Raw genomic sequence first — 11029 nt, 5'->3', positions numbered from 1 at the left:
ACACGGCGGGGCTCCTTCGGGGGCGCGAGCCAGGTAATGAACCCACTGGTTAGTTAGCAGTGGTTGCGCAGGGATGCTGCGGCCCGTGTTCCCCTTCTGTCAAGAGGTGGTGCGCGATCCGCCGGACCGGTGTCCGGCGATGCTCAGTCCTCCGCGCGGTCCGCCGTCAGGTAGGCGATGACCATGTCGCCGAGCATGGCGCGGTAGTGCTCGCGCCGGGCGGGGTCGGTCAGGTCGCGGCCGAACAGGGCGCCGAAGGTGTGCCGGTTGGCGACCCGGAAGAAGCAGAACGAGCTGATCATCGCGTGCAGGTCGACGGCGTCCACGTCGGCCGTGAACAGGCCGGACTCCTGCCCGGCGGCGAGGATCCGGCGGATCACGTCCAGTGCCGGGGAGCCGATCGCCGCCAGCTTCTCGGAGGCGACGATGTGCTCCGCCTCGTGGATGTTCTCGATGCTCACCAGGCGGATGAAGTCGAGGTGCTGCTCGTGGTGGTCGAAGGTCAGCTCCGCCAGGCGCCGGATGGCCGCGACCGGGTCCAGGTGCTCGACGTCCAGCTGCTGCTCGGCGTCGCGGATCACCCCGTACGCCCGCTCCAGTACGGCCGTGAACAGCTGTTCCTTGCCGCCGAAGTAGTAGTAGATCATCCGCTTCGTGGTGCGGGTGCGGGCGGCGATCTCGTCCACGCGGGCCCCGTCGTAGCCGGCCCGGGCGAACTCCTGGGTGGCCATGTCGAGGATCTCGGCCCTGGTGCGGGCCGCGTCGCGGGTCCGCCCGCGGGGTCGTGCCGGTTCCTCGACGCTGGTCATCACGGTCCTTCGGGCGTGGGGCGCGTATCTGGCTCGTGATTGTAGAAGCAGGGGCCGGGACTTCCCGAACCGCCGGAGGGGCTGATATAGCTAACGTACCGGTTCGTACATTAGTGCCCGCTCAGGAGGATCCCCGGTGGCCAAGGACTCGTATCTCGTCGGACTGATCGGTTCCGGCATCGGCCCGTCGCTCAGTCCGGCGCTGCACGAGCGGGAGGCCGACCGGCAGGGCCTGCGCCTGCTGTACCGGCTCATCGACATCGACACCCTCGGCGTCCCGCCCGAGGCGGTCGGCGACCTGGTGCGCTCCGCCCACGACCTCGGCTTCGACGGGCTCAACATCACCCACCCCTGCAAGCAGCTCGTCCTGGAGCACCTGGACGCCCTCTCCCCGCAGGCCGAGGCGCTCGGCGCGGTCAACACCGTCGTCTTCGAGGGCGGCCGGGCCACCGGCCACAACACCGACGTCACCGGCTTCGCCGCCTCCTTCGCGCGCGGCCTGCCCGACGCCCCGCTGGAGCGCGTGGTGCAGCTCGGCGCGGGCGGCGCCGGCGCCGCCGTCGCCCACGCCACCCTCACGCTCGGGGCCGGCCGGGTCACCGTCGTCGACGCGCTGCCCGAGCGGGCCGCCGCGCTCGCCGACTCCCTCGACCGCCACTTCGGCGCCGGCCGCGCCGCCGCCGCGGCCCCCGACGCGCTCGCGGACCTGCTGACCGGGGCCGACGGCATCGTGCACGCCACCCCCACCGGCATGGCCGCCCACCCCGGCCTGCCCTTCCCGGCCGGGCTGCTGCACCCCGGCCTGTGGGTCGCCGAGGTGGTCTACCGCCCGCTGGAGACCGAGCTGCTGCGCACCGCCCGGGAGCTCGGCTGCGCCACGCTCGACGGCGGCGGCATGGCCGCCTTCCAGGCAGCCGACGCGTTCCGCCTGTTCACCGGGCGGGAACCCGACAGCGCGCGGATGGTCGCCGACATCGCCGGGATCGCGGCTGCCGACGAGCCCACGGCCGAGTCCGCGGGCGGCACGGTCGGGGCACGGAAGTGACGAGCGGCAGAGCACGGAAGCAGGAGAGAGGTACCCAGGTGCGTACGTCCATCGCCACCGTCTCGCTGAGCGGATCCCTCACCGAGAAGCTCACGGCCGCCTCCCGGGCCGGCTTCGACGGTGTGGAGATCTTCGAGAACGACCTGCTCGCGAGCCCCCTGACCCCCGAGGAGATCCGCGCCCGCTGCGCCGACCTCGGCCTCGCCGTCGAGCTCTACCAGCCGATGCGGGACATCGAGGCGGTGCCGGAGGAGGAGTTCGCCCGCAACCTGCGCCGCGCCCGGCACAAGTTCGAGCTGATGCGCCGCCTGGGCGCGGACACCGTCCTCGTCTGCTCCAGCGTCTCCCCGGCGGCGGTGGACGACGACGCGCTGGCCGCCGAACAGCTGAGCCGACTCGCGGACCTCGCCCAGGACTTCGGCATCCGCGTCGCCTACGAGGCACTCGCCTGGGGCCGGCACGTCAGCACCTACGACCACTCCTGGCACCTCGTGCGGACGGCCGGCCACCCGGCGCTCGGCGTCTGCCTGGACAGCTTCCACATCCTCTCCCGGGGATCCGACCCCCGGGGCATCGAGGACATCCCCGGCGAGAAGATCTTCTTCCTGCAGCTCGCGGACGCCCCGCAGCTCGCCATGGACGTGCTGCAGTGGAGCCGCCACTACCGCTGCTTCCCCGGACAGGGCGGCTTCGACGTCGCCGGCCTGCTGCGGCACGTACTGCGCGCGGGCTACCGGGGCCCGCTCTCCCTGGAAGTCTTCAACGACGTCTTCCGGCAGGCCGACGCGGGCCCCACGGCCGTCGACGCCCGCCGCTCGCTGCTCGCCCTGCAGGAGGCGGCCGGCACCGCGGACCTGCCCGCACCCGTCGTCCCCACCGGTGTCGCCTTCGCCGAACTGGTCACACCGGACGTCGAACCGGTCACGGCGGTGCTGGACGCGCTGGGCTTCACCCGCACCGCCCGGCACCGGGGCAAGCCCGTCGACCTCTGGCAGCAGGGGCAAGCCCGCGTCCTGGTCAACACCGCCGGAGCGGTACGCCGGGAGGGCACCCAGCTCGCCGCGATCGGCCTGGAGTCCCCGGACCCCGCCGGCGCCGCCCGCCGCGCCGAGGCCCTGCTGGCGCCCGTACTGCCCCGCCGCCGCGCCCCCGAGGACGCCCCGCTGGACGCGGTGGCCGCCCCCGACGGCACGGAACTGTTCTTCTGCGCCACCGGACAGCCGCACCTGCCCGACTGGCGGGCCGACTTCGAGGACGTCGCCGCCCCGGCGGACACCGGGGGCGTGGAGCGCGTCGACCACCTCGCCCTCACCCAGCCCTGGCACCACTTCGACAAGGCGGCCCTCTTCCACCGCAGCGTCCTCGGCCTCGACGCCCAGGAGAGCGTCGACGTCGCCGACCCCTACGGACTGCAGCGCAGCCGCGCGGTGACCAACGCCGACGGCAGCGTCCGCATCGCCCTCGGCGTCGGCGCGGCACCCACCGACGACACCGCCCACGCCCAGCACCTCGCGCTGGCCACCGACGACGTGGTCGCCGCCGCCCGCCGCTTCCGCGCCGCCGGAGGCCGCCTGCTGCCGATCCCGGCGAACTACTACGACGACCTGGCGGCACGTCACGACCTGCCCGACGAGGAGCTGGAGACCTACCGAGACCTCGGCATCCTCTACGACCGCGACGCGGGCGGCGCCTTCCGGCACTGCTACACCGAGACCGTCGGCCGGCTCTTCTTCGAACTCGTCCAGCGCGACCCCGGCTACCGCGGCTACGGCGCCCCGAACGCGCCCGTGCGCCTGGCGGCACAGCACGCCCGGCACACCACACGCTGACGGACCCGTAAGGGCCGGCTCAGTCCTTCCGCACCGCCTCCACGGCGTGCCCGCCGAACTGGTTGCGCAGGGCCGCGACCATCTTCATCTGCGGGGAGTCCTCCTGGCGGGAGGTGAACCGCGCGAACAGGGCGGCGGTGATGGCCGGCATCGGCACGGCGTTGTCGATGCCGGCCTCCACGGTCCAGCGGCCCTCGCCGGAGTCCTCCGCGTAGCCGCGGATCTTCTCCAGGTGCTCGTCGTCGTCCAGGGCGTCGACGGCGAGGTCCAGCAGCCAGGAGCGGATGACGGTGCCCTGCGTCCAGGAGCGGAACACCTCGCGCACGTCGGTGACCGACGGGACCGTCTCCAGCAGCTCCCAGCCCTCGGCGTAGGCCTGCATCATCGCGTACTCGATGCCGTTGTGGACCATCTTCGCGAAGTGGCCCGCGCCCACCTTGCCCGCGTGGACGAAGCCGTACGGGCCCTCCGGCTTGAGCGCGTCGAAGACCGGCTTCAGCCAGTCGACGTGCTCCTCGTCGCCGCCCACCATCAGCGCGTAGCCGTTCTGCAGGCCCCACACGCCGCCGGAGACACCCGCGTCGATGAAGCCGATGCCCCGCGCGTGCAGCTGCTTGGCGTGCCTCTCGTCGTCCGTCCACCGGGAGTTGCCGCCGTCGACGACGATGTCGCCGGGCTTGAGCAGGGTCGTCAGCTGGTCGATGACGTACCGGGTGGCCGCGCCGGCCGGAACCATCACCCAGACCGTGCGCGGCGATTCGAGCCGGTCGACGAGTTCGACCATGCTGTCCACGTCGGAGAGTTCGGGGTTGCGGTCGTAGCCGACCACGGTGAGGCCGGCGTTGCGGAGGCGCTCCCGCATGCTGCCGCCCATCTTGCCGAGGCCGATCAGACCCAACTGCATCAATGCCATGTCAGCTCACTTCCTCAGAGTGCGGTACGCGGCCACGGGGATGTCGGACATGTCAGACGGTCTCCTTGGTGCCCTCGCCGCGCAGGGCGACGGCGTACATGTCGTCGGCGTCGAGACGGCGCAGCTCCTCGGCGATGAGTTCCGACAGGGGACGGACCTTCAGCGCGAGGGAACGCGGCGGCTGGCCCGGCAGGGTGAGCGTGGCCAGCGGCCCCTCGGGCCGGTCGATGACGATCTCCCCCTCGCCGGTGCCCAGCCGCACGGCCGTGACCACCGGGCCGGGGGAGACCACACGGTCGGTCCGCACGCCCAGCCGGGCCTGGAGCCAGCGGGCCAGCAGCTCCGCGCTCGGGTTCTCCGCCTCGGCCTCCACGGCCGCCGAGGTCACCTTCACCCGGGCCTGGTCCAGGGCCGCGGCCAGCATCGAGCGCCAGAGGGTGAGCCGGGTCCAGGCGAGGTCGGTGTCGCCGGGGGCGTAGAAGCGGGCACGGGTCTCCAGGACCTCCAGCGGGCGCTCGACGGCGTACAGGTCGGTGATCCTGCGCTGTGCCAGCCGGCCCAGCGGGTCCGCGGAGGGGTTGTCGGGCGCGCCCACCGGCCACCACACGACGACCGGCGCGTCGGGCAGCAGCAGCGGCAGCACCACCGAGTCGGCGTGGTCGGACACGTCGCCGTGGGTGCGCAGCACGACCGTCTCGCCGGCACCGGCCTCGGAGCCGACCCGTACCTCCGCGTCCAGCCGGGAGTGCGTACGGTCCCGCAGGGTGCGGGAGTGCCGCCTGATCACGACCAGCATGCGCGAGGGGTGCTCGTGCGAGGCCTCCTCGGCGGCCTTGATCGAGTCGTAGGCGTTCTCCTCGTCCGTGACGATGACCATCGTCAGGACCATGCCCACGGCGGGCGTGCCGATGGCACGACGGCCCTGGACCAGGGCCTTGTTGATCTCACCCGCGGTGGTGTCGGTCAGGTCGATCTTCATGGCCTGCGCCAGCTCCGTCCGTCTCGTGCGAGCATCTCGTCGGCTTCCCGCGGACCCCAGGTGCCGGCCGGGTACTGGGCCGGCCTGCCGTGCTCGTCCCAGTACGCCTCGATCGGATCGAGGATCCTCCAGGACTCTTCCACTTCCTGGTGGCGGGGGAACAGGTTGGCGTCACCGAGCAGCACGTCCAGGATGAGGCGTTCGTACGCCTCCGGGCTGGACTCCGTGAAGGACTCGCCGTAGGCGAAGTCCATCGACACGTCCCGGATCTCCATGGAGGTGCCCGGCACCTTGGAGCCGAACCGGACGGTCATGCCCTCGTCCGGCTGGACGCGGATCACGACCGCGTTCTCGCCCAGCTCCTCGGTGGCCGTGGAGTCGAAGGGGGAGTGCGGGGCCCGCTTGAAGACCACCGCGATCTCGGTGACCCGGCGGCCCAGCCGCTTGCCGGCGCGCAGGTAGAACGGGACGCCGGCCCAGCGGCGGTTGCCGATCCCCAGCTTGACGGCCGCGTACGTGTCGGTCCTCGACCCCGGGGCGATGCCCTCCTCCTGGACGTAGCCGACGACCCGCTCGCCACCCTGCCAGCCCTCCGCGTACTGGGCCCGCACGGTGTGGGAGCCCAGGTCCTCGGGCAGCCGCACCGACTTGAGCACCTTCAGCTTCTCGGTGAGCAGTGCCTCGGCGTCGAAGGCGATGGGCTCCTCCATCGCGGTGAGCGCGAGCAGCTGCAGCAGGTGGTTCTGGACGACGTCCCGGGCGGCGCCGATGCCGTCGTAGTAGCCGGCCCGGCCGCCGATGCCGATGTCCTCGGCCATGGTGATCTGCACGTGGTCCACGAAGGACCGGTTCCAGATCGGTTCGAACATCGTGTTGGCGAAGCGCAGCGCCAGGATGTTCTGGACGGTCTCCTTGCCCAGGTAGTGGTCGATGCGGAAGACCTGCTCCGGGTCGAACACCTCGTGCACGATCCGGTTCAGCCGGCGGGCGCTGGCCAGGTCGTGGCCGAACGGCTTCTCGATGACCGCGCGGCGCCAGGACCCCCGCGGCGCGTTCGCCAGCCCGTGCTTCTTCAGCTGCTGCACGACCTTGGGGAAGAACCTCGGCGGTACGGAGAGGTAGAAGGCGAAGTTTCCGCCGGTGCCGCGGGAGGAGTCCAGCTCCTCCACGGCCGCGCGCAGCTGCTTGAACGCCGTGTCGTCGTCGAAGTCGCCGGGGACGAACCGCATGCCCTCGGAGAGCTGGTGCCAGACCTCCTCCCGGAACGGCGTCCGGGCGTGTTCCTTGACGGCCTCGTACACCACCTGCGCGAAGTCCTGGTCCTCCCAGTCGCGCCGGGCGAAGCCGACCAGGGAGAAGCCCGGCGGCAGCAGGCCGCGGTTGGCCAGGTCGTACACGGCCGGCATCAGCTTCTTGCGGGACAGGTCGCCGGTGACCCCGAAGATGACCAGCCCGGACGGCCCCGCGATCCGCGGCAGCCGGCGGTCCCGGGGATCGCGCAGCGGATTCACCCATCCGGCGGCGGGCGCGACCGGGACGTGCACGCCGCCCTTCGCGGACTGCGCGGCGGCGTCCGGTGCCGGGCCCCGCGCCGGCTCGGCGGGCTTGTCGGTCATTTCCGCGTCAACTCCCTTGTCCACCTCGTTCACCTCGCCCTCGAGCCGCCGTACGGCCTCGTCGCGGGAGATCGACGGCCGCTCGGCCGCCGCCGGGTCGGCGCGGGCCCGGGCAGAGCCGTACCAGCGAGTACCGCGGAATGGTCCTGAGCATGCGGACGACATGACAACGGGGCCCCACGCGCGTGCGTGGAGCCCCGGATTGTCGAACAGATGTCCGATTAATGGCCGAAGTTGAACCAGTTGACGTTCACGAAGTCCGCCGGCTGGCCGCTGGTGAAGGTGAGGTAGACGTCGTGGGTGCCGGTCACCGGGCTGATGTTCGCGGGGACCGTGCGCCAGGACTGCCAGCCGCCCGTGTTGCCCACGGCGAAGCTGCCGACGGGGGAGTTGCCGCGGCTGTCCAGGCGCACCTCGACCAGTCCGCTGACCCCGTTGGCCGCGCCACTGGCGACGCGGGCGTAGAACTGCCTGGCCGGGGTGGAGCCGAAGTCGACGCCCTTGTAGAGCGCCCAGTCGCCGTTCGCGAGCGCCCCGATGTTCTGGCCGCCGCCGGTGTCGGTGGTCGACTCGGTGAACACGCCGCTCTGGCTGTCGTGGGACTCGGCCTGGATGGGGCTGTAGGCGTCGCGGTTGCCGGACGGCGGCGGCGTGGTACCGCCCCCGCCGCCGGAGGACTGGAGCACCTGCACGTAGTCCACGACCATCGGGTGGCCGGGCTCGGTGCCGCCGTCGGGGCCGCCGCCGAACGCGTCGGGGAAGCCGCCGCCCATCGCCACGTTCAGGATGATGAAGTAGCCGTGGTTGGTGGCGTTGGTCCAGGTCGTCGCGTCCACCTGGTTGGCCCTGACGGTGTGGAAGTTGACCCCGTCGACGTAGAAGCGGATCTCCTCGGGGCCGGTCGACTTGTCCCACTCCACCGCGTAGGTGTGGAAGCCCGCCTGGCAGGTGGTGCCGGTGCACGGCGTCGAACCGCCGATGCCCGAGGTCTCGTTGCACGGCCCGCCCGGGCTGGTGCCGCAGTGCAGGGTCGCCCAGTTCGTGTTGAGGCCCTGGACGTTCTCCAGGATGTCGATCTCACCGATGCCCGGCCAGTTCCAGTAGTTGCCCCGGTAGGGTGCGCCCAGCATCCAGAAGGCGGGCCAGTAGCCCTTGGCGGCGGCGCCGGTGACGTCGGGCATCTGGATGCGGGCCTGCACACGCAGCTTGCCGCCGGCCGGGGGCTGGAAGTCGGCGCGCTTGGTCTCGATGCGGCCGGAGGTCCAGTTGCCCGCGGCGTCCCGGCGCGGGGTGATGCGCAGGTTGCCGTTGCCGTCCAGGGAGACGTTGCTGGTGCTCGAGGTCATCGTCTCGATCTCGCCGGTGCCCCAGTTGGCGGGGCCGCCCGGGTACGAGGTCCCGGTGTCGTACTGCCAGTTGGCGGTGTTGACGCCGGACCCGGCGGAGCCGTCGAACTCGTCGAGGAAGACCTGCGTCCAGCCGGACGGGGGTGTGGGGGCGGAGGCGTTCGCGGGCAGGGTCGCGGCGGTGGCGGCGGCCGCCGCCAGGCCGAGCGTGCCGAGGACGGCGACGAGCGCGCGCCGCACGGAGCGCCGTCTGCGACGGGTGCCGGCGGATGCGCCGGAGGGCTCACTCATGGGGGGTGCCTCTCGGGTGGGGAGTCAGGTGCGCGAGAGCCTCGCGGGAGGGCGCCCGGGGAGGTTTTGAGAGCGCTCTCACGCGAGGTTGCGCCGCCAATGTGCTCCCGGCCGTGGCAGCCGTCAAGAGTTAAAACAAAGAAAGTCCTTGCGGCGCACGGGAGTTCAGCTGATGAAGGCGGAGATTTCCGTGTTGTCCGGGGGTCCGGCCGCCGGCCGTTCCGGCAGGGGAGCGGAGGACCGGTCGTGCGGCCCCCGGGACCCGGGGATGGAAGGGTGGGGACGGGGCGGACCGCTCTGCCCCAAAGACAGCCCGGAGACAGCCCGGACACGGCCCGGGCACGGCGCGAAAGGTGCAGAAGACGTGAGGCTCACCATCCTTGGCGGCGGCGGATTCCGCGTACCACTCGTCCACGGCGCACTCCTCACCGACCGGGGCGCCGGACGGGTGACGCACGTCGTCCTGCACGACCTGGACACGGACCGTCTCGCGGCCGTCACGCGGGTGCTGGCCGAGCAGGCGGCCGGGGTGCCGGACGCGCCCGAGGTGCGGGCCACCACCGATCTGGACGAGGCGCTGCGCGGCGCCGACTTCGTGTTCTCCGCGATCCGGGTCGGCGGCCTGGAGGGGCGGGCGCACGACGAGCGGGTGGCGCTCGCCGAGGGCGTGCTCGGCCAGGAGACGGTCGGCGCGGGCGGCATCGCCTACGGGCTGCGTACGGTGCCCGTCGCCGTCGACATCGCCCGGCGGGTGGCCCGCCTCGCGCCCGACGCCTGGGTCATCAACTTCACCAACCCGGCCGGCCTGGTCACCGAGGCCATGTCCCGCCACCTCGGTGACCGGGTCGTCGGCATCTGCGACTCGCCGGTCGGCCTGGGCCGCCGTATCGCCCGAGTGCTGGGCGTGGACCCGCGCCGGGCGTGGATCGACTACGCCGGCCTCAACCACCTCGGCTGGGTGCGCGGCCTGCGCGTGGCCGGACGCGACGAACTCCCGCGCCTGCTCGCCGATCCCGTCCTGCTCGGCTCCTTCGAGGAGGGCAGGCTCTTCGGCGCCGAGTGGCTGCGCTCGCTCGGCGCGATCCCCAACGAGTACCTGCACTACTACTACTTCAACCGCGAGGCCGTGCACGCCCACAAGTGCGGCGCCCGGACCCGCGGCGCCTTCCTGCGCGACCAGCAGGCCCGGTTCTACGAGGAGGCCGGGAACCCGGACGTCTCGGCGCTGGCGGCCTGGGACCGCACCCGCGCCGAGCGCGAGGCCACCTACATGGCCGAGAACCGCGAGACGGCCGGCGCGGGTGAGCGGGAGGCCGACGACCTCTCGGGCGGCTACGAGAAGGTGGCCCTCGCCCTGATGCGAGCCATCGCCCGCGACGAGCGCACCACGCTGATCCTCAACGTCCGCAACCGCGGCACCCTCTCCGCGCTGGACTCCGAGGCCGTCGTCGAGGTGCCCTGCCTGGTCGACGCGAGCGGCGCGCACCCGGTCTCGGTGGACCCGCTGCCCGGTCACGCCACCGGGCTGGTCTGCGCGGTGAAGGCGGTCGAGCGCGAGGTGCTCGCCGCGGCCGAGTCGGGCTCCCGTGCGACGGCCGTGAAGGCCTTCGCGCTGCACCCGCTCGTCGACTCGGTGAACGTCGCCCGCCGCCTCGTCGACGGGTACGCCGCCGTCCATCCCGGCCTCGCGTACCTGACGTAGGGGGTGTTCGCGGGGCCGGTCGGTCGCTCCCCCCGTTCGACGACCGACCGCCCCGGTCCCCCCGTGTTCCCCCGTGGCCCCCACACTTGAGAGCCGCTGTTCCGCGCCCTGATACACCCTGGGCGGAAAAAACTCTCAGAAAAAATCCGGGGCCTTCAGCGCGACGTCGTCCCCGCCTTCGCGGGGGACGGGGACTCGGCCCGCTGCCGGGGAAGCGACACCGGCCGCAGCGCACGCGGCGCGGACACCACGGTGTAGTCCTGCCCGAGGAAGGGCGGCGTCATTTCGCCCGGGTCCTCGCCGAGCGCCAGCAGCACCGCCGCCCAGGGAGCGTTGATCCCGCACAGCGACAGCTGGTGCAGGCCGCCCGCCGGGCGCGTGTTGACGTCCAGCAGCACCGGACGGTCGCCGTACATCCGGAACTGGATGTTGGACAGGTGGTGCAGCCCGAAGCCCTCCGCGATCCGCCGGGCCGGCTCCAGCCACTGCTCGTGCAGCG

General features: G+C 72.4%; 9 protein-coding genes. 3 read left to right on the top strand and 6 right to left on the bottom strand.

What is annotated here, in order from left to right; all coding sequences use genetic code 11:
• Positions 1-143 precede the first annotated feature (143 nt).
• Complete coding sequence (locus RH94_RS15080) at positions 144-809, bottom strand: TetR/AcrR family transcriptional regulator (RefSeq protein WP_073948111.1); 666 nt, start codon at positions 807-809, stop codon at positions 144-146.
• Positions 810-945: 136 nt separating this feature from the next.
• Between RH94_RS15080 and RH94_RS15075 the strand changes: the two genes are divergently transcribed.
• Both RH94_RS15075 and RH94_RS15070 read left to right on the top strand, forming a co-directional pair.
• Positions 946-1854 carry a shikimate dehydrogenase gene (locus RH94_RS15075; protein ID WP_073948110.1) on the top strand — a complete coding sequence of 303 codons (909 nt, stop codon included), beginning with the start codon at positions 946-948 and terminating at the stop codon, positions 1852-1854.
• 38 nt (positions 1855-1892) lie between these two features.
• Complete coding sequence (locus tag RH94_RS15070) at positions 1893-3683, top strand: bifunctional sugar phosphate isomerase/epimerase/4-hydroxyphenylpyruvate dioxygenase family protein (protein WP_073948109.1); 1791 nt, start codon at positions 1893-1895, stop codon at positions 3681-3683.
• Positions 3684-3702: 19 nt separating this feature from the next.
• Here the strand turns inward: RH94_RS15070 and gnd are convergent, their stop codons facing one another.
• The 4 genes from gnd to RH94_RS15050 form a co-directional block, all read right to left on the bottom strand.
• The gene (gene gnd, locus RH94_RS15065; protein ID WP_073948108.1) at positions 3703-4587 is read right to left on the bottom strand and encodes a phosphogluconate dehydrogenase (NAD(+)-dependent, decarboxylating); all 885 of its coding nucleotides are present in this window, start codon (positions 4585-4587) and stop codon (positions 3703-3705) included.
• 61 nt (positions 4588-4648) lie between these two features.
• Complete coding sequence (gene opcA, locus RH94_RS15060) at positions 4649-5575, bottom strand: glucose-6-phosphate dehydrogenase assembly protein OpcA (RefSeq protein WP_073948107.1); 927 nt, start codon at positions 5573-5575, stop codon at positions 4649-4651.
• A complete protein-coding gene (gene zwf, locus RH94_RS15055; protein ID WP_073948106.1) occupies positions 5572-7191 on the bottom strand; it encodes a glucose-6-phosphate dehydrogenase in 1620 nt (539 codons plus the stop codon). The genes opcA and zwf overlap by 4 nt, the downstream gene beginning before the upstream one ends.
• A 221-nt stretch (positions 7192-7412) precedes the next feature.
• The gene (locus RH94_RS15050; RefSeq protein WP_073948105.1) at positions 7413-8828 is read right to left on the bottom strand and encodes a glycoside hydrolase family 16 protein; all 1416 of its coding nucleotides are present in this window, start codon (positions 8826-8828) and stop codon (positions 7413-7415) included.
• Between the two features lie 364 nt (positions 8829-9192).
• Between RH94_RS15050 and RH94_RS15045 the strand changes: the two genes are divergently transcribed.
• Positions 9193-10530 (top strand): 6-phospho-beta-glucosidase, encoded by a 1338-nt coding sequence (locus RH94_RS15045; RefSeq protein WP_073948104.1) that lies wholly within the window; start codon positions 9193-9195, stop codon positions 10528-10530.
• 155 nt (positions 10531-10685) lie between these two features.
• Here the strand turns inward: RH94_RS15045 and RH94_RS43450 are convergent.
• Positions 10686-11029: ATP-grasp domain-containing protein (locus RH94_RS43450; RefSeq protein ID WP_234425787.1), on the bottom strand; the 344-nt coding region annotated here is incomplete at its 5' end.

The organism is Streptomyces kebangsaanensis (assembly GCF_001906585.1).
GTDB classification, from domain to species: Bacteria; Actinomycetota; Actinomycetes; order Streptomycetales; family Streptomycetaceae; genus Streptomyces; species Streptomyces kebangsaanensis.
Note: the sequence above shows the minus strand (reverse complement) of the source record. Positions and strands in the feature narration are given on the sequence as shown.